Below are 17,450 nucleotides of genomic sequence, written 5' to 3' on the forward strand. Positions count from 1 at the left end.
TCGCACTTCAAACGGATATTCGCATGCCCACCCTGTCGTTCAACGTGATTTCCCTGCAACGCGCGCCGGCCGCCGTCGACGTCGACGTCGAGCGCGTCGTGATCGCCGGCTGGGCCGGCCGCGACCCGGCCGCGATCCGCGCGCACATCGACGAGCTCGCGGCGCTCGGCGTCGCGCCGCCATCGACCACGCCGTGCTTCTATCGCGTGTCGTCGGCGCTGCTCACGCAGGCGCCGTCGATCGGCGTGCTCGGCGCGCGCTCGGGCGGCGAGATCGAATGCGTGCTGGTCGACAGCCCGGCCGGCACGCTGGTCACGGTCGGCTCCGATCACACGGATCGCGAAGTCGAGGCGTACGGCGTCGCCGTGTCGAAGCAGGTGTGCGCGAAGCCGCTCGGCCGCGACGCGTGGCGCCATGCGGAGGTCGCCGATCACTGGGATGCGCTCGAGATGCGTTCGTGGCTGATTACGCGCGACGGCGAGCGGACGGCGTACCAGCACGGCGCGGTCAGCGGCCTGCTCGCCCCCGACGCGCTGTGGCAGCGGTTCGGCGATCGCCGCGCGATGCCCGCGCGCTGCGCGATGTTTGGCGGCACGGTCGCCGTGCACGGCACGATCGCGACGATGGGTGACGGCGATGCGTTCGAGATGGAGCTGCACGATCCGGTGCTCGGACGCAGTCTCGCGCATCGTTATGCGGTCGAGGCATTGCCGGTCGTGGCTTGACGGCGAGCGGAAAACCGCACGGGACGCGGGCACCACGGCTGTCGGTCGTGACGCCTGTTCCTACCTGTACGACTCAAAGCAGTGATAGTCCGGGAAGTTGAACTGCGAGTTGCCGCAGTACAGCACACCGGCCAGGTTGGTACACCCGCTCAATGTGAACATGATTGCTCCCGCAACCGACGCTTTCCAGCCAACATGCAACATCTCGCCCCCGTTTCCCGTTGATCGACGTTGACGACATGATGCTCATCGGATGCATGCGGGTATGTGGAAAATTGTTGTCCCGCGGGTGCTTCGATTCTGTCTGACGCACTCCGGTGTCGGGCATGGCCCGATGCACCGGAAAGCGGTCGAGGTGCATGGCTGCGCCTGGCGCAGAAAATGGCGGCGACGCAACGCGCACGCGCCGCCGCCCGTCACGCCTTGAACGTGATCCACGGTTTCAGCCGGACCGCACTGCGGATCAGCCCGGCCTGCTCCTGCGCGTCGATCACCGGCCCGATCGGCTTGTAGGCGTCCGGCGCCTCCTCGATCCGGCGTTCGTCGCGCAACGTCACGCATCGCCATGTACCGGGCGCCTGCTCGGCACGCATCCTTCGCAACGCCTGACGGCGCACGCTCCGGCCCGCGCCGTGGCTGCATGACCACAGCCAGTCGGGATGGCCGAGCCCGGTGGCCAGAAACGACGCGTCGCCCATCGAGCCGGGAATCAGCGCGAGATCGCCATCGCGCGCGGGTGTCGCGCCCTTGCGGTGGATGTTCATGCCGTTCTCGCGCAGCACGACATTGTGCGGCACATCGACCACGAGCGCCGAACCGGTCGCGCCGGTCAGTTCCGCCAGCTCCTTGCGCACCATTTCCGCGAGGACGACGCGGTTCAGCCATGCATAGCGCGCGGCCGTGCCCATCGCGACGAGGTATTCGCGCGCCAGTTCGCCGGACAGACCGTACAGGCCGCTCTCCGGATGCCTGACGCCGGCCGGCCATGCGGCACGCGCGCGATCCATCCAGCGCCGCCCGACGTAGAAGCCGACATCGCGCGAGCCGCTGTGAATCATCACGACGACATCGTCCTTCGCGATCCCGGCGCGGTACGCCACATGCCGGTCGAACACCGCGTCGACGATCTGGAGTTCGACGAAATGGTTGCCCGAGCCCGGCGTGCCCAGGCTCGGGTCGCGAAACATGTCGCGCGAGCCGACGTGCGCGTCCGGCGCATACTTCGCGCTGCCGTCGAACCCGGCGAGACCGATGCACGACGACAGTTCAGCGGCCAGCCGGTCGCGGTCGACCTGCTGCCACAGCCCCTGCCGCGCCACGCGGTCGATGAATGCCGCCGGGCCCGCGTCGAACAGCGCGCGAAATGCGTCGCCACCGACCGGCACGTCCCGGCGATCCGCGAGAATCGCACGGGTCAGCCGCTCGACGAGCGCCGCTTCGAATGGTGCGAGGGCCGAGCGCTTGAGACCCGTCGTGACGAGGCGCATCCCGCAGTTGATGTCGGTGCCGATCGCGGCCGGAATCACGAACGCGTCGTCGGTCGCGACGATCGAGCCGACCGGCGCGACGCCGCCCGGATGGAAATCGGGCGTCGCGCATGCCTTGCAGACGCCGTGGTGGCCATCAGGCGACCTGACCGCGGCGAACGCGAGCAGTTGCTGCACGGCCTTCTCCTCGAGCGGGAGCGAATCGGGCAGCAGCACGGAAGCCTGCGACTGTTCATTGCGCAAATGGTAGATGCCGGCCTGATGGTCGACATGGATGCCTTGCCGCTGCAAGGCTTTTTTCAGACGAGGGAAAGTAGACATCGCTGCTGGAAATGAAAAAGGTACGACGCGACCTCCGGCATTCCGGCGGTCGTGGGTACCTTCCTGCAGCAGCGTCGAGGAAGGAAGCGCGGATCATAGCAGAGCCGCGCGACATCCGCGACGACCGTTGCTCACCCGAGACACCCGAGCCCCGCCAGCGTCGCCTCCACCGCCGTCTCGAGCGGCGTCACCGGCTCGCGGCCGAGCACCGCGGTCACACGCGCGTTGTCCATCCGGATCGGTTCGCGCCACAGGTAACGCATCTCGAGCAATTCGCGCATCGTCGTGACGAACGGCGCGGCCACCCACACGAGCCACCACGGGAAATCGCGCAGCGCCGGCCGCATGCCGTGCCGTTGCGCGATGCGTTGCACGGCCTGCGCCATCTGCATGCCGTCTTCATCCCAATGCCCGCCCAGATGAAAACGCGCGAACGGCTCCAGCGTCTGGCGGCGCTCGATCAGCTCGAGCATCGTGCGGGCCACGTCCGGCACATACGACCATTGATGGCCGACGCCGCGGCTCGGCACGCTGATGGCCGAAACGGGCCGCCCCGGCTTGATCAGCCCCTGCGAGAACCAGCTGTTGCCTAGCTGCGGTCCGAAGAAATCACCGGCACGCACGACGATCGAACGCACGCCGTGCACGCTGGCGTCCTGCAGCCGGCGCTCCAGTTCGACGCGGATCGCGCCCTTGCGCGTCGCCGGATGCTGCGGCGCATCTTCCCGCAGCACCGGAAACGCATCGACGCCGAAGTTGTAGACCGTGCCCGGCAGCACGACGGTGGCCTGCACGGTCCGAGCCGCCGCGATCGTGTTGTCGATCATCGGCAGCACCTGCGTCGCCCAGTTCCGGTATCCGGGCGGGTTCACCGCATGCACGATCACGCTGCAGCCGCGCGCGGCGCGCACCACCGCAGCGCGATCCAGCGCGTCGCCGCGCACCCATGCGATGCCGTCGCGCTCCACGACCTCGGCATCGAGCCCGCGCTTGAGCGCGCGCACCTGCCAGCCCGCATCGCGCAACTGCCGCGCGACTTCCCCGCCGATCCCGCCGCTCGCGCCCAGCACGAGTGCCTGCCGTTGCGTCCCGCCTGCATTTGACAACATTGCCGCTCTCCTTGAATGGCGCCATCACGACACGCATTCTGGCGCGCCGGTCGCTATCAAGGAATTGCCGAACCTGTCGGATCAGCTATACATTTATGCATGACCACCGATCTGAACTGGGAACGCTACCGCACCTTCCTCGCGGTGCTGACGGAAGGCTCGCTGTCCGGCGCGGCGCGCGCGCTCGGCATTACGCAGCCGACGGCCGGCCGCCATGTCGCGGCGCTCGAAGCCGCGTTCGGCCAGACGCTGTTCACGCGTTCGCCGTCGGGCCTGCTGCCGACCGAGGCCGCGCTCGCGCTGCGCGGCCATGCGGAGGCACTGCGCAGCGCGGCGGCGGCGTTCGAGCGCGCGGCGGCCAGCCACGGCGCCGGCGTGCGCGGCATCGTGCGGATCTCGGCCAGCGACGTGATCGCCGTCGAGGTGCTGCCGCCGATGCTCGCGCAGCTCCGGCGCGACCATCCGGGGCTCGTGATCGAACTGGTGCCGACGGACCGCATCCAGGACGTGCTGAAACGCGAGGCCGACATCGCGGTCCGAATGGCGCCGCCCACGCAGGACGCACTCGTCGCGCGGCGCGTCGGCGACATCGAGGTCGGGCTGTATGCGCGCGACGATTACCTCGCGCACCACGGCGCGCCGGCGACGATCGACGCGCTCGCGCATCACGCGCTGATCGGCTTCGATACGGTCACGCCGTTCATCCGCTCGGCGGCGCGTGGCATGCCGCTCTGGAAGCGCGAAGCGTTCGCGCTGCGCACCGACAGCAATCTCGCGCAGCTCGCGATGATCCGCGCCGGCTACGGGATCGGCTTCTGCCAGACGGCGCTCGCGAAACGCGACGCGCGGCTCGTGCGCGTGCTGCCCGACGGGCCCGCGATGCGGCTGGAAACCTGGGTCGTGATGCACGAAGACCTGCGGACGAGCCCGCGCTGCCGCGCCGTGTTCGATGCACTGGCGAACGGGCTGCGTGCGTATGCGGACGGTGAGGTCACCGAGTAGAAAGCCGTGGGCACGAATAGCGCGGCCGCGCGCTATTCGTAGATTTTCCCGGCGAACAGGATATCGGCGATGCGCCGCCAAGGATTGTCGGGCACGTCATAGAAGCGCAGCCCCTCTTCCGACGCCTCGGCCCAGTCGATCATCGCTTCCAGGTATTCGCCGATCGAACGGTTTTCCCAGCCGAGCACCGCGTGCGCGTACGGCGACAGCGGCGAGTCGGCCTCGAGCTGCCGCTCCGTATGCCAGTCATGGCCGAGCACGCGCAGGAAGTGGATCAGCGAACGCTCGTCGACCACGCGCTCCAGCGCATCCTGCAGCTTCGCGGCCATCTCGCGCTTCAGTTCGTCGTTCATGCCTGTGCCCCCCTGGCGCGTCTCTCGATGACGCGCCGCCGCGTGTCGCGCGGCATGGTTTTACATCAGCAGTTGACGCGACAGCACCTCGCGCGCCTGGGTGACGGTCTCGCGCTCGCCCGGCAGCGGCGGCGTCAGCGAAAACACCGCGTCCGGCAGCGGCGGCAGCCGGTATTTGGTGCCGAGCCGCATCAGGCCGTCGCCGATCGCCGACGCGCACAGGCAGCCGACCCCAAGCCCCGCCGCGAGCATCGACTGCAACCCCGCGACACCCGACGCGCTGTGCACGAGCACGTACGGCGTGTGCTGCTCGTCGAGCGAGCGCACCGCGACCTGATGCATCATGCAGTCGTCCGGCAGCAGCACCAGCGGCAGCGGCTCGGGCAATTGCTCGGCGAGCGCCGGCGACGCGACCCACGACAGCGGTTCGCGCCGCAGCACCCAGCGCGTGTCGGCCGACACCGGCCGGAACGGCCCGCTCGACATGTTCATCACCACGCCGAGATCGATCTGCCCGCGTGCGTGCGCCGCTTCGATCTCCGCGCTCTTCATCGCGCTCACGTGCAGGCTCAACTGCGGGTAGCACTCGCGCAGCCGCGCCAGCATGCCCGCCACTTCATTCGTGCGGTAGTAGTCGGTGATCGCGACGCGCAACTCACCCTTGATCGCCTGCCCGCGCAGCTCGTCGAACGCGGCCTCGTTCAGCGCGACGATGCGCCGCGCGTGCTGCAGCAGCCGCGAGCCGGCCGGCGTCGGCTCGACGCCGCGCTTGCTGCGCACGAACAACGGCACGCCGGCGCGCGATTCGAGCTTGCGCACCTGCTCGCTGACCGTCGATTGCGACAGGTGCAGCAGCGGCGCGGCGGCCGTCAGGCTGCCGGCGTCCGCGACCGCCGCGAAAGTGCGCAATTGGTCCAGGTCGAAACCGCGCATCGCCACCCCCCATCCATCGAATAACCCGATGGATTCTACCACTCTTTCCCGCTTTTCCGAATCATGGGCGATGGCCAGAATAAGGAGTCAACGGCCTGCTTGCGTCGATCGCCTATCGGGCCCTCATTCTTTGGATCTGCTTTCATCATGACGAACCACACCCTCGCCCCCTGCGCGCCGGCCGGCGCGGCTGCCGCGACGACGCCGCGCAGCCATCACGGCTGGGCGCTCGTGGTCCTGCTGGTCGGCGCCATTCTGCCGCCGCTCGACTACTTCATCGTGAACCTCGCGCTGCCGGCCATTCGCGACGGCATTGGCGCGCGCCAGGCCGAGTTGCAGCTCGTCGTGTCAGCCTATGCGTGCGCGAACGCGGTCGTGCAGATCACCGGCGGACGCCTCGGCGACCTGTACGGTCGCAAGCGCATGTTCATGATCGGCATGGCCGGCTTCGTGCTCGCGTCGGCGCTGTGCGGGCTCGCCGGCAACGGCACGGTACTGGTCGGCGGCCGCGTGCTGCAGGGCCTGTTCGCCGCGATCCTCGCGCCGCAGGTGCTCGCGACGATCCGCAGCGTATTCAGCCCGCAGGAACAGGTGCGCGTGATGGGCTTCTACGGGTTCGCGTTCGGCCTCGCGGCCGTGATCGGCCAGCTCGGCGGCGGCGCGCTGATCAGCCTGCATCCGTTCGGGCTCGGCTGGCGCGCGATCTTTCTCGTCAATCTGCCGATCGGCATCCTGGCGCTGATCGGCAGCTGGCGCTTCATCCCGGAAAACCGCGCGCCGCGCGGCCAGCGCATCGACGTGCCGGGCACGGTGCTGATGTCGCTGTTCCTGCTGATGATCGTGTACCCGCTCACGCACGGTCGGGAAGCCGGCTGGCCGCTGTGGATGATCGCGTGCGGCATCGGCGCGCTGCCGATGCTCGGCGCGCTGCTGGCGGTCGAAGCGCGCCGGCTCGCGCGCGGCCACGATCCGCTGCTCGACGTGCGGCTGTTCCGCAACCCGGTCGTCGCGCTGGGGCTCCTGCTCGCGTTCCTGTTCTACATGCTGAGCGCGTTCTTCCTGAGCTACGGGATCTATCTGCAGGGCTGCCTGAACTGGTCGCCGCTCGCGTCCGGCTTCGCGATCCTGCCGCTCGGGCTCGGCTTCCTCGCGAGCCCGCTGCTGACGACGCGCCTCGTCGCCCGCTTCGGCGGGTATCGCGTGCTCACGCTCGGCTTCGCGATGCTCGCGGCCGGCGTCGCGAGCGCCGCCGCGCTGGCCCGCGACGGCGCGCCGGGGCCCGGCTTCTATGCGGGCATCGCGGCGATCGGCATCGGGCAAGGGCTCGTGCTGCCGTCGGTCGTGCGGATCGTGCTCGCGGAAGTCGACGCGGCCCGCGCGGGCGTCGCGTCGGGGATGGTCAGCGCGATGCTCCAGATCGGCGCGGCGGTCGGCGCCGCGACGATCGGCGGCGTGTTCTTCGCGCGGCTCGGCGTGCATCCGGCCGCGCTCGACTACGTGCAGGGGTTCAGGGCGTCGATGTTCACGCTGACGATCGTGTTGGTGGGCTGCATTGCATTGTCGATGGCGCTCGGGCCGATGCATCGGCGGCTGCATGCGGATGCGTGACGCCTGACGCGCGACGGAATTGGCCTCGTCAGTCCGACGTCGGCGACAGATGCGGTGCATGCAACGCATGGCCGCTCGCCGGCGTCCGGTTTATTTGCGATGCTCGCGCTGTGCCTGCCGCGCCTCCCATTCGGCCAGTTCGACGCGATAGCGCGCGAGCGCTTCGTCGTACAGGTCGAAGACGCACGGCGAGCAGCCGCTGTTGCAGCAGTCTTCCAGTTCGGGTTGGATGGGCGGGGTCGGACGGGGATCGTCGATGGACGGATCTCCTGAAACTGGGTTCGGCACGGCGTGGTCCGGTAATGTGGAGTGGTCAGTATAGGGCGATCCGGGCCGCCGCCGCTTTCGGCAGGCCGGGCCGGCCGACGATGAACGCCTCCGTCACTGCGCGATCGCCGAGCCCGCCCGCTTGCTCGCCTACTTCACCGGCGCGCCCGGCTTCACCGCCGCCGGCTTGTCGGCCAGCGGCTGCCACGCGGCGCCGAGCGAATACCAGTCGACGCGGCGCGTGAGCGTCATGATGCCGGCGAGGATCGCGAACAGCAGCAGCGAACCGAGCATCAGCGCATTGTCTTCCGACAGCAGCAGCCCGTAGAGCGCCGCGTACAGCATCGCGAGCAGCGCCGTGAACGTCGCGCCGCGCTTCACGCTGTGCAGCACGAACGACAGGTAGAAGCCCAGCAGCCCGATGCATGCGCCGCTCGCCGCGAGATACGCATAGCCGAACGCAATATGCTCGGACAGGCTCAGCAGCAGCAGGAAGAACAGCGCGAGCGACAGGCCGACCAGCGTGTACTGGATCGGATGAATGCGCAGCCGCTTCACGAGCTCGTACATGAAGAAGCTCGCGAACGTGAGCATCACGAACAACGCGCCGTATTTCGTCGCGCGCTCGGCCTGCAGATAGACGTTCACGGGCTCGATCACCGATACCGACGCCATCTCGATCTCGCCGTCGCCGGTGCCGGACGCCACTTGCTCGCGCGCCTTCGTGTTGAACGACGTCACGTGCCAGTTGCTGACGAAGCCGCGCGCGTCGATCGTGCGGTCGGCCGGCAGGAATTCGCCGCCGAAGCTCGGATGCGGCCACGTCGATTTCAGCGAGAAGTCGTTCTGGTCGCCCACCGGCGCGAACGCGACCGATTCGGCGCCCGCGAGCGGCAGGCCGATGCTGAACGGCACGACCGTCGCGCCTGCGTTTGCGTCCGCCAGCGCCGCGAGATCGAGGTTCGCATGCACGCCCTGGCGCAGGCTCTCGAGCCGCGTGCCCTGCTCCACGTCGATCCGCTTGCCGCCGATGCGCAGGTCGGGCTGCGCCTTCAACCCGCGAAGGTCGCCGATGCCGAGTGCGACATACGCACCGTCGATCTTGAAGCTCACGTGCCCGTCGGCCTGCGGCAGCTTCTTCAGGTCCGGCAGCGGCAGCGTGCCCGTCATCCGGCTGTCGAGCCCGTACACGAGCGCCTTGTGGATGCCGCGATAGCGCACGCTGACCGACAGCGTGCCGTCGACGTTCAGCGTCTTCGGAAACACGAGCAGCCGTTTCGTCTCGCTTTTCAGGCTGGTTTTCGCCTTGCCGCCGGCGCGCACGTCGTCGCTCACGCGCGTGACTTCCGTGTAACGGACGACGAGCACCGGTCCCGTCACCGTCTGCGGCCCCGCGTAGCTCGCCCAGATGCTCTGCAGCGCGTTCTGCCGATAGTCGGCGCGTTCCCGCACGATGCTCTGGACCATCTGCAGCGGGATCAGGATCGCCAGCGCGAGAAACGCGGTGATCATGGACTTGAACAACAGGACTCGATTCATTGCTGGCAGGTACCGGAGTGGAAGGTACGGTCAGCATGCGCGGCCCCGGTGAAGGGCGATTGAAGCCGGCGTGAAGCGAATGTGTGGCGAACGTGAAGCGCGCGGTCAGCCCGCCGACGGCAGCGTGAGCGTCGCGCACGCGCCGCCTTCGGCACGGTTCGCGAGCGCGACCTGGCCGTGGTGCAGCATCGCGACCTCGCGGACGAAACACAGCCCGAGGCCCGTGCTGCGATCCTGCCCATCGGGACGCGGCAGCGAATAGAAGCGTTCGAACACGCGCGACAGCGCATAGTCGGGCACGCCGGGGCCGTCGTCGGCGACGCGCACGACCGCGACGTGCGCCCTGCCCGCCGGCTGCCGCTCGAGCGCGATCCGGATCGTGCTGCCCTGCGGCGCGAAATCCAGCGCGTTGTCGAGCAGGTTGCCGAGCGCCTGCCGCAGCAGGAACGGATCGCCGTCGACGACCGGCGCATCGGCCCCATCAGCCGCATCGTTCGCGTCGATCCGCAGGCTCACGCCGCGCTGCCGCGCGCGCGGTTCGATATCGTCGACGAGTTGGTCGAGCACCGGCCGCAGCGCGACCGGCTCGTGCACCGACAGCCGCTGCTTCTGCTCGACCTCGGCCAGCGCGAGCAGCTTGCGGATCATCTGTTCGAGGCGGCCGGCCTGGCGGCGGATGTTCTCGGTGAAGCGGCGGCGGTTCGCGACCGGCATGTCTTCCTGCAACAGCTCGGCCGCGCCGCTGATCGCGGCCAGCGGGCTCTTCATCTCGTGCGTGAGCGTGTGGATGTAGGTTTCGACGTACTGCCGGTCTTCCAGCCGCTGATGCATGCTTTCGACCGCGCGCCCGAGTTCGGCCAGCTCGTTCGCGCCCTGCAGCGGCATCGACGCGCGCTCGCCGGCCGCGATCGCGCGCGCATAGCGCTGCAGGCGCCGCAGCCCGAGCACCAGCCACCACGTGCACGCGGCGCCGATCAGGATCGCGCCGCCCATCAGCAACGCGCCGTACAGCATGATCTTGCGCTGGCTGCGCGCGATGAACGGCGCGACCGTCTGGTTCGGCTTCGCGATCGTCAGCACGCCGATGATCTCGTTGCCGCGCCGGATCGGCGCCGCCACGTGCATCACGGTGCTGCTGTCGTCGTTCGGATCGCTGCGCGTGCTGCGCGCGCCGTATTCGCCGCGCAGCGTCCGGTACACGTCGTTCCAGCGCGAATAGTCCTGCCCGACCGCGCTGCCGGACGAGTCGTAGCGGACGATGCCGTGCGCGTCGGTGATGTAGAGGCGGTAGCCGATCGCGTTCTTCTGGATGCCCCACACGTTGGCGCTAACCGGGCGCTCGTGCAGTTTCCCGAGCTGCCGTGCGAATGTGCCGTCGGCGATATGGCCGTTCGCCATGTCGTCGGCCGCCAGCGTCGCCAGCACCTGCGCGGTATCGACGAGCGTGTCCTCCATCGCTTCGCGCACGCCGGGCTTCACCTCCTGCACGAATACGCGCAGCGTGATCAGCGCGGCCAGGCCGACGATCAGGAAAAAGCCGAAGAAGATGCGCAGGCCGATATGCATGGGCGGTGCCGGTCGTTACGGTTGCAGCGAATAACCCATTCCGCGATGCGTGCGGATCGGGTCGCGCTCGGGATCGATCGCGCGCAGCTTGGCGCGCAGCGTCTTGATGTGCGTGTCGACCGTGCGGTCGGCCGAATCGAGCGCCTCGTGCCACACGAGATCCATCAATTGTTCGCGCGAATAGATGCGGCCCGGATGCCGGACCAGCAACGCGAGCAGTCCGAATTCGTAGCGCGTGAGGTCCAGCGCGTGGCCGAGCCACGCCACGCGCGCGCCGTCGGCATCGAGCGTGAAGCCGGCGGCGACCGGTGCAGGCGCGTCGGCCAGCGCGGGTGCGGGCGCCGGCTCCGGTGTGGCCGCCCGGCGGAAGCGGCGCAGGATCACGCGCACCCGTGCGGCCAGCTCGCGCGGCGAAAACGGCTTGACGACGTAATCGTCGGCGCCGATCTCGAGCCCGACGATCCGGTCGATCTCGTCGTGCCGCGCGGTCAGGAAAATCACCGGAATATCGGTGAACGTGCGCAGCCGCCGGCATACCTCGAAGCCGCTGAGGTCCGGCAAGCCGACGTCGAGCACCACGAGATCCACACGCGTGTCGCGCAGGCGGTCGAGCGCCGCCTGCCCGAGCGTGCAGTGGACGGTCTGCATGCCGTCGGTGCCGAGGGCATAGACGATCGTGTCCGCGATCGCCTGTTCGTCTTCGACGATCAGGATGGTGGGCTGAGTCATGGTGTCGGGTTCGGTCTCGGGTCCGGGTCGCGCAATCCGGTGCGACATTGTACGCACGGCCGGCCCCGGCGAGCCCTGCCCGCGGCGCACTACGCGACGCGGCCGCTCACCGGAATCGACGCACCGGTGATCGCCTGCGCGTCGGCCGACAGCAGGAATCCGATCGTCGCCGCGAGTTGTTCGGGCCGGACCCAGCGCGAGAAGTCGGCGTCGGGCATGTCCTTGCGGTTCGGCGGCGTGTCGATGATGCTCGGCAGCAGCGCGTTCACGGTCACGCCGCGATCGAGCAGTTCCGCCGCCAACGCCTCGGTGAGCCGCGCGACGCCCGCCTTCGCGGCCGCATACGCGCCCATTCCCGCGCCGGCCTTGAACGCCGCGCCCGCGCCGATGTTGACGATGCGGCCGGCCGGGCTCGCGACCAGGTACGGCAGTGCGGCCTTCGACGCGTTCAGCGCTGTCTTCACGTTCAGTTCATACATGCGGTCCCACGTGGCGGCATCGCCGTCGGCGATCGTCTGCCACACGAATGCGCCCGCGATGTTCAGCAGCGCGTCGACCCGGCCGAATTCGCGGTTGACCGCGTCGAGCGCCTGCACGGCGGCCTGCGGATCGACGAGATCGATGCCGCCGATGCGCAGCGCATCGGCCGGCACGCCGGGCAGCGCCTGCGCCGCCGGGGCCGCGCCGCGGCCGATCAGCGCGACGCGTGCGCCGCGCTCGCCGAGCCACGCGGCCGTCGCGAAGCCCAGATGACCGAAGCCGCCGGTAATCGCGACTGCCTTGCCTTTCAGGTCGTGTTCCATCGATGTGTTCTCCTGGATCGAGGGTAATGGGATGAAATGCCGACAGCGTAGCGCCGTTCACGCGTTCGTGCGCACGGGATGAGGGTGCGGTCGCGCGGTTCGTCCGTCGGTGGACCGCGGCTGGCCGGGAGGGAGGGAACTCGGCGAAAGGTCGACGGGAAGCTGGCGGCCATTCGGCGGCGGCATCGCGAAACAGATCGCGACCTATCCGTCGCGAGACGGTGCGATGCCTGCGCGAGTCGACGAGCACGCGGTCGGACGGCCGGGCATAATGCGCGATGCCCGGCACCCATGGCGCGCGGCAAGGCGGCCGGGCTGGCCTGCCCGAAGACCCGCGCCCATCACCGTCTCGCATCCCGAACCTCAACCCGTCCATCCCATGCAAGTACTCGTCATCGGAACCGGCAAGCTCGCCAACGAGTTGCTCGGCTCGCACAAGCTCGACCCGGCCAGCTGTCGCGTGATGCCGTGGTCGGACGCCACGCGAACCGACGCGCGGCGTAGCGACGCCCGCTCGATCGTCGTCCATGCCGGTTCCGGCCGCGAACTCGCCGCGGCGATCGCGTTCTGCCAGGCCACCGCGTCGCCGCTCGTCGAGTTGTCGACCGGCTCCGACCTCGAAACCGGGACGTACGGCTTTCCGGTCGTGCTGTGTCCGAACACGAACATCCTGATGCTCAAGTTCATGAGCATGCTGGAAACCAGCGGCCACCTGTTCCGCGACTGCGAGATCAGCGTGACCGAGTCGCATCAGGCCGGCAAGACGTCCGTCCCCGGCACGGCCGTCGGCATCGCCCGGTCGCTCGGCGTGCGGCCGGAAACCATTCGCTCCGTGCGCGACCCGGCGGCGCAGCGCAGCGAATTCGGCATCCCGGACGATCAGCTCGGCCGCCATGCGGTTCACCGGATACGCATCGACGATGGCGCATGCAGCCTCCAGTTCGAATCGCGCGTATCCGGCGATACGCCTTATGCGGATGGCGTATCGCGGATCGTCGAGGCCGTGCGGCAGCACGATCTCGAGCATCGTCGCTATTCGATCGTCGAATTCATCCGCAACGGCTGGTTGTAGTCGCGGCGCTGGCGTGCGGCACGGCCCCGTGGCGTGGGCCGGCCTATGCCCGCAAATGCCCTCCTATGCCCTCCTATGCCCTCCTATGCCCGCCTATGCCCGCACGGCCCGCGGCCGCCGCCACGGCCGGCCTCGCTAGCTCACCGCTACCCGTCTCCCAGCACCGCCCCGCTCTCCGGCAACGTCGCGCCACCGTCGACGACGATCGTCTGCCCGGTGATGTACGCCGCGTCGGCCGACGCGAGAAACAGCATCGCGTTCGCGATATCCTCCGGCTCGCCCATCCGTGCCAGCGGAATGTCGCGCGCGATCTGCGCCGCGACCGACGCGTCGCCGAGATTGCCGGCCGCCGGCGTGCGGATCATCCCCGGTTCGACGCCGTTGACCGTCACGTTGCGGCGCGCGAGCTCCAGCGCCGCCGCCCGAATGAAGCCGTTCACGCCGGCCTTCGACGCCGCGTAATGCGCGAGCCCCGGATACGCGACGCGCGGCCCCGTCACCGACGACGTGACGAGCAGCCGCCCGGCCCCCGCGCGCTCGAATGCCGGCAACGCGGCCTGCGCAAGCCAGAACAGCGCCGACAGGTTGACCGACAGCGTCCGCTCGAGCGTCGGCTCGTCGATCTGCGCGAATGGCGTCAACGGAAAATACGCGGCATTGTGGATGACGACATCGAGCCGGCCGCCGTCGCGCTCGACTGCGGCGACGAGCGCATCCAGTTCGGCCCGGCTCGCGGCATCGACCCGGTACGCGCGTGCGTCGCCGCCCGCGCCGGCCAGCGCGTCGGCCTGCGCGGCGGCCGCATCGCCGTTCAGGTCGGCGACCGCGACGAACGCATCGGATTCCGCGAAACGGCGCGCGATCGCCGCGCCGATCCCTTGCGCGGCGCCCGTGACGAGCACGACGCGACCGCTGAAATCCGCACGCAAGCGGCCGCTGCCGAGCACGGCAGTCATCGCCGCGCCTCGTCGCCGAGCGGATGCATGGTTTCGTTCAGCACCTGCGCGTATGCGCCGATCTGGAAATTCGACAACGTGCCGAAATCGCTGCCCTGATAGCCGAAGATCTTGCCGTCGGTCTTGCGCTGCGCGAAGTCGATCAGCACGACGCCGAGCGTCGGCACCACCTTCTCACGCCACACGAACAAGTAAAGCTCGTCTGCAATCCTGAAGTAATGACAGCGGTCGACATCGGCCAGCCCGCCTTCGACGCCCTGCAGGCACTGCCACGCGTAGAAATTCTCGTTCAGGTAGATGTGCTCGTAGCATTCGGTCGGGCTGTAGCGGTACATCGTCCGCTTGCCGATCAACTCGCGCGTGGGCGCATGCAGCGACCCCGGCCGGGCGTGGCCGCCCAGCGTACCGTGTCGGAATTGCGCATCGACGGCCGTCAGCGGCAGCCCGTGCGCGACGCGCGTGAATGCATCGATGCGCGTGTCCGCTTCCGTCGGCAGCGTACCGACGACCGCCGTCCACACACCGGTGTCGAGATCGATCACGAGGCTCACCGACGTCGCCCGAGCGGTCGCATCGATGTAGTCGACGAAGTACAGCCCGTCGCGCAGCCGCGTCACGCGGCACGCCGCGCGGCCGTTCGTACCGGTCGCCGCATCGCGCCACTGCAGCGCGCCCGGCTCGAACGTATAGATACGCCACGCGCCCGATGCGTCGTCGAGCGTCAGCGTCCGCCCGACGAGTGCGTCGACGGGGGCGAGGACGTTCGCGTCCGGCGCGAAGCCGTCCGCGAGCGCGCCCACCTGAATGAATACCGGATCCTGTCGTTCCACCTGCCCTCTCCCGCGCAGCTTCAGGCCCGGCGGGCCGTGTACGCTGCTCATGTGCACATGGTGCGGGCTGCGCGCGCCGCGCGGTATCCGCCAAACGGATGAAGGGCGCGCGGCGCCGGAACGCGCTAAAGTGCCCGTGATCCGCGCCGCCACCGGCGCGAGGAGCGCACATGCACCGTGTCACCCACTACCGACGCACCGGCGAAGGCATCGAGACGATCAGCCTCGAATCCGATCGCGCATTTCCGCGCCACGCGCACGACGAATTCGGGGTCGGCGTGATCGTCAGCGGTGCGCACCGGTCGTGGAGCGGCCGCGGGCAGGTCGACGCGCTGGCCGGCGACACGATCATGGTCAACCCGGGCGAGATGCACGACGGTTCGCCGCTCGAGGCCGGCACCGGCCGGCGCTGGCGGATGCTGTACCTCGCGCCCGCGCTGGTCGCGGGCGTCGCGGCGGAAGAAGGCGTCGGCGGCGTCGAGCTCGCGCATCCGGCCGTGCGCGACGCGCGCCTCGCGGCCGCCGTCGGCCGGCTGCATGCACGCATCGTCGCAGGCGAAACCCAGCCGCTGGCCCGCGACGAAGCGCTCGTGATGCTCGTCGCCGGTTTGCTTGCCCGGCACGCAAACCGCACGCTGCCGGCGGCCGGCGTCGCACCCGCGGTCCGCGTCGCCCGCGAGCGGCTCGACGCGGCGCCGGCCGCACCCGTGTCGCTCGCCGAGCTGGCCGACCTGAGCGGCGTCAGCCGCTTCCAGTTGCTGCGCGGCTTCGCGCGCGAGCTCGGCATCACGCCGCATGCGTATCTGGTTCAGTCGCGCACGCGGCTCGCGCGCGCGTTGCTGGCCAGCGGTTTGCCGATCGCCGATGCCGCGGCTGAAGCCGGCTTCGCCGATCAGAGCCACCTGACGCGCGCGTTCGCGCGCCAGTTCGGGATCACGCCGGGGCGGTTCACGCAGGCGGGTTAAGTCGCGCTGTCGCCCGCGCCCCGCGAGGCCGCCGGGCGCACTTCATTCGAAATGCGGTTGCCACCTCGACGGCAGCCGCGCCCCATTGCGTCCGGACATGTCGACGGCGCACCGTATTCAACGCCCCCTCTGCTGCAATTTCGTTCAAGACGCCCCGTGCCCGGTACGCGACGATGCGGCGCATGAAGACACGACTGATTGGTTATCTCTATCTCGCCGCCGCGATGGCGGGCGTCGGCAGCACCGTCATCGCGAGCCGTCTCGCGGCCGGCGGCCTGCCGCCATTCGCGGCCACCGCGCTGCGCTTCCTGATCGCGACCCCGCTGCTGTTCGCGCTGATGCGCGCGCAGCGCATGCGCTGGCCCCGCATTTGCGCACGCGACGCCGTGCTGCTCGTCATCCAGGCGGCGGCGGGCGGCGTCGGCTATACGGTGCTGCTGATCAGCGGGACGAAGCTGTCGTCGCCGCTCGATGCGGGCGTGATGCTCGGCACGCTGCCGGCCATGTCGACGTTGATCGCGGCCGTCGTGCTGCGCGAGCGGCAGACGCCGCGCGACTGGCTGGCCGCCGCGCTCGCCACCGCCGGTGTGCTGTTCGTCACGTTCGCGCCAGGCCATGCGATGCCGTCGCTGCAGACGCTTGCCGGCGATGCGCTGGTACTGGCGGCCGTCGCATGCGAAGCGGTTTTCATCCTGCTCAACCGGCGGCTTGCCGCGCCGTTGCCGCCGCTTGCGCTTTCCACCGCGATGTCGGGCCTCGGCTTCGTGCTCGCACTCGTGCCGGCCGCGTTCGAATGGCGCGCGGTGGCGAGCGGCTGGACCGTCGGCGCCGTGTCGGCGATCGCGTACTACGCGCTGATCCCGACCGTGCTCGGCTACCTGTGCTGGTATGCGGGTTCGGCGCGCACGAGCGGCACCGAGGCCGCCCTGTTCACCGCGGTCGCGCCGGTTTCGGCCGTGCTGTTCGCGGTCGCGCTGTTCGGCGAAGCGCTGACCGGCACGCGTGTCGCCGGCATCGCGCTCGTCGTCGCCGGCATGCTGGTCGGCGCGACGCGACGGCGCGAGCCGCCCGCCGAATCACGCACGACGATCGCTGCGCGGACCGCCATCGACTGACTCGCGCTCATCGCGTCCCGGCGGAAACGGCGGCGGCGCCCTGCCGTCGCATCGCCTGCCGCTCCCCGCC

At 69.5% G+C, this 17,450-nt stretch carries 17 protein-coding genes; 6 read left to right on the forward strand and 11 right to left on the reverse strand.

Annotated elements, in window-relative coordinates; genetic code table 11:
* The first annotated feature begins 23 nt into the window (after nt 1-23).
* Nucleotides 24-725, forward strand: a complete 702-nt coding sequence (locus tag GJG85_RS20835) for a DUF2848 domain-containing protein (RefSeq protein ID WP_124638460.1) — start codon at nt 24-26, stop codon at nt 723-725.
* Between the two features lie 416 nt (nt 726-1,141).
* Here the strand turns inward: GJG85_RS20835 and GJG85_RS20840 are convergent, their stop codons facing one another.
* A complete protein-coding gene (locus GJG85_RS20840) occupies nt 1,142-2,533 on the reverse strand; it encodes an RtcB family protein (RefSeq protein WP_050017434.1) in 1,392 nt (463 codons plus the stop codon).
* Between the two features lie 131 nt (nt 2,534-2,664).
* Nucleotides 2,665-3,642: an NAD-dependent epimerase/dehydratase family protein gene (locus tag GJG85_RS20845; RefSeq protein WP_050017433.1), complete on the reverse strand. Its 978-nt coding sequence runs from the start codon at nt 3,640-3,642 to the stop codon at nt 2,665-2,667.
* Between the two features lie 99 nt (nt 3,643-3,741).
* On the opposite strand from GJG85_RS20845, the gene GJG85_RS20850 reads away from it, so the two are divergent.
* Nucleotides 3,742-4,644 carry a LysR family transcriptional regulator gene (locus tag GJG85_RS20850; protein WP_050017432.1) on the forward strand — a complete coding sequence of 301 codons (903 nt, stop codon included), beginning with the start codon at nt 3,742-3,744 and terminating at the stop codon, nt 4,642-4,644.
* Nucleotides 4,645-4,676: 32 nt separating this feature from the next.
* Here GJG85_RS20850 and GJG85_RS20855 read toward each other — a convergent pair whose 3' ends face one another.
* Both GJG85_RS20855 and GJG85_RS20860 read right to left on the reverse strand, forming a co-directional pair.
* Nucleotides 4,677-4,997: a hypothetical protein gene (locus GJG85_RS20855; RefSeq protein ID WP_050017431.1), complete on the reverse strand. Its 321-nt coding sequence runs from the start codon at nt 4,995-4,997 to the stop codon at nt 4,677-4,679.
* Between the two features lie 60 nt (nt 4,998-5,057).
* The gene (locus GJG85_RS20860; RefSeq protein ID WP_050017430.1) at nt 5,058-5,930 is read right to left on the reverse strand and encodes a LysR family transcriptional regulator; all 873 of its coding nucleotides are present in this window, start codon (nt 5,928-5,930) and stop codon (nt 5,058-5,060) included.
* Nucleotides 5,931-6,077: 147 nt separating this feature from the next.
* On the opposite strand from GJG85_RS20860, the gene GJG85_RS20865 reads away from it, so the two are divergent.
* Nucleotides 6,078-7,538: an MFS transporter gene (locus tag GJG85_RS20865; RefSeq protein WP_204384366.1), complete on the forward strand. Its 1,461-nt coding sequence runs from the start codon at nt 6,078-6,080 to the stop codon at nt 7,536-7,538.
* Between the two features lie 90 nt (nt 7,539-7,628).
* On the opposite strand, the gene GJG85_RS20870 is transcribed toward GJG85_RS20865, so the two are convergent.
* The 5 genes from GJG85_RS20870 to GJG85_RS20890 all read right to left on the reverse strand — a co-directional run bounded on the left by GJG85_RS20870 (nt 7,629) and on the right by GJG85_RS20890 (nt 12,442).
* On the reverse strand, nt 7,629-7,826 hold the full coding sequence (locus GJG85_RS20870; RefSeq protein ID WP_080334376.1) for an oxidoreductase-like domain-containing protein: 198 nt from the start codon (nt 7,824-7,826) through the stop codon (nt 7,629-7,631).
* 129 nt (nt 7,827-7,955) lie between these two features.
* The gene (gene creD / locus GJG85_RS20875) at nt 7,956-9,344 is read right to left on the reverse strand and encodes a cell envelope integrity protein CreD (protein ID WP_050017428.1); all 1,389 of its coding nucleotides are present in this window, start codon (nt 9,342-9,344) and stop codon (nt 7,956-7,958) included.
* 105 nt (nt 9,345-9,449) lie between these two features.
* The gene (gene creC / locus GJG85_RS20880) at nt 9,450-10,910 is read right to left on the reverse strand and encodes a two-component system sensor histidine kinase CreC (protein WP_050017427.1); all 1,461 of its coding nucleotides are present in this window, start codon (nt 10,908-10,910) and stop codon (nt 9,450-9,452) included.
* Between the two features lie 15 nt (nt 10,911-10,925).
* A complete protein-coding gene (gene creB, locus GJG85_RS20885; protein ID WP_050017426.1) occupies nt 10,926-11,639 on the reverse strand; it encodes a two-component system response regulator CreB in 714 nt (237 codons plus the stop codon).
* Nucleotides 11,640-11,728: 89 nt separating this feature from the next.
* On the reverse strand, nt 11,729-12,442 hold the full coding sequence (locus tag GJG85_RS20890) for an SDR family NAD(P)-dependent oxidoreductase (protein WP_050017425.1): 714 nt from the start codon (nt 12,440-12,442) through the stop codon (nt 11,729-11,731).
* A 379-nt stretch (nt 12,443-12,821) separates the two neighbouring features.
* On the opposite strand from GJG85_RS20890, the gene GJG85_RS20895 reads away from it, so the two are divergent.
* Nucleotides 12,822-13,514 (forward strand): dihydrodipicolinate reductase C-terminal domain-containing protein, encoded by a 693-nt coding sequence (locus tag GJG85_RS20895; protein WP_050017424.1) that lies wholly within the window; start codon nt 12,822-12,824, stop codon nt 13,512-13,514.
* Between the two features lie 146 nt (nt 13,515-13,660).
* Here the strand turns inward: GJG85_RS20895 and GJG85_RS20900 are convergent, their stop codons facing one another.
* The gene (locus GJG85_RS20900; RefSeq protein WP_050017423.1) at nt 13,661-14,470 is read right to left on the reverse strand and encodes an SDR family oxidoreductase; all 810 of its coding nucleotides are present in this window, start codon (nt 14,468-14,470) and stop codon (nt 13,661-13,663) included.
* Complete coding sequence (locus GJG85_RS20905) at nt 14,467-15,300, reverse strand: molybdenum cofactor biosynthesis F family protein (protein WP_050017422.1); 834 nt, start codon at nt 15,298-15,300, stop codon at nt 14,467-14,469. Before GJG85_RS20905 ends, GJG85_RS20900 begins: the two co-directional genes overlap by 4 nt.
* Nucleotides 15,301-15,470: 170 nt before the next feature.
* Here GJG85_RS20905 and GJG85_RS20910 point away from each other — a divergent pair, with 170 nt between their 5' ends.
* Both GJG85_RS20910 and GJG85_RS20915 read left to right on the forward strand, forming a co-directional pair.
* Entirely contained in the window at nt 15,471-16,265 is a 795-nt protein-coding gene (locus GJG85_RS20910; RefSeq protein WP_050017421.1) for an AraC family transcriptional regulator, read from the forward strand.
* Nucleotides 16,266-16,447: 182 nt separating this feature from the next.
* Nucleotides 16,448-17,380 carry a DMT family transporter gene (locus GJG85_RS20915; protein WP_204384367.1) on the forward strand — a complete coding sequence of 311 codons (933 nt, stop codon included), beginning with the start codon at nt 16,448-16,450 and terminating at the stop codon, nt 17,378-17,380.
* Nucleotides 17,381-17,450: the final 70 nt, after the last annotated feature.

Source organism: Burkholderia sp. MS389 (genome assembly GCF_016899425.1).
GTDB classification, from domain to species: Bacteria; Pseudomonadota; Gammaproteobacteria; order Burkholderiales; family Burkholderiaceae; genus Burkholderia; species Burkholderia sola.

What these genes read in the sequence shown, in the direction of transcription:
- GJG85_RS20835 (WP_124638460.1), top strand. Translation starts at nt 24, where the DNA reads ATGCCCACCCTGTCGTTCAACGTGATTTCCCTGCAACGCGCGCCGGCC.
- GJG85_RS20840 (WP_050017434.1), bottom strand. Translation starts at nt 2,533, where the DNA reads ATGTCTACTTTCCCTCGTCTGAAAAAAGCCTTGCAGCGGCAAGGCATC.
- GJG85_RS20845 (WP_050017433.1), bottom strand. Translation starts at nt 3,642, where the DNA reads ATGTTGTCAAATGCAGGCGGGACGCAACGGCAGGCACTCGTGCTGGGC.
- GJG85_RS20850 (WP_050017432.1), top strand. Translation starts at nt 3,742, where the DNA reads ATGACCACCGATCTGAACTGGGAACGCTACCGCACCTTCCTCGCGGTG.
- GJG85_RS20855 (WP_050017431.1), bottom strand. Translation starts at nt 4,997, where the DNA reads ATGAACGACGAACTGAAGCGCGAGATGGCCGCGAAGCTGCAGGATGCG.
- GJG85_RS20860 (WP_050017430.1), bottom strand. Translation starts at nt 5,930, where the DNA reads ATGCGCGGTTTCGACCTGGACCAATTGCGCACTTTCGCGGCGGTCGCG.
- GJG85_RS20865 (WP_204384366.1), top strand. Translation starts at nt 6,078, where the DNA reads ATGACGAACCACACCCTCGCCCCCTGCGCGCCGGCCGGCGCGGCTGCC.
- creD (WP_050017428.1), bottom strand. Translation starts at nt 9,344, where the DNA reads ATGAATCGAGTCCTGTTGTTCAAGTCCATGATCACCGCGTTTCTCGCG.
- creC (WP_050017427.1), bottom strand. Translation starts at nt 10,910, where the DNA reads ATGCATATCGGCCTGCGCATCTTCTTCGGCTTTTTCCTGATCGTCGGC.
- creB (WP_050017426.1), bottom strand. Translation starts at nt 11,639, where the DNA reads ATGACTCAGCCCACCATCCTGATCGTCGAAGACGAACAGGCGATCGCG.
- GJG85_RS20890 (WP_050017425.1), bottom strand. Translation starts at nt 12,442, where the DNA reads ATGGAACACGACCTGAAAGGCAAGGCAGTCGCGATTACCGGCGGCTTC.
- GJG85_RS20895 (WP_050017424.1), top strand. Translation starts at nt 12,822, where the DNA reads ATGCAAGTACTCGTCATCGGAACCGGCAAGCTCGCCAACGAGTTGCTC.
- GJG85_RS20900 (WP_050017423.1), bottom strand. Translation starts at nt 14,470, where the DNA reads ATGACTGCCGTGCTCGGCAGCGGCCGCTTGCGTGCGGATTTCAGCGGT.
- GJG85_RS20910 (WP_050017421.1), top strand. Translation starts at nt 15,471, where the DNA reads ATGCACCGTGTCACCCACTACCGACGCACCGGCGAAGGCATCGAGACG.
- GJG85_RS20915 (WP_204384367.1), top strand. Translation starts at nt 16,448, where the DNA reads ATGAAGACACGACTGATTGGTTATCTCTATCTCGCCGCCGCGATGGCG.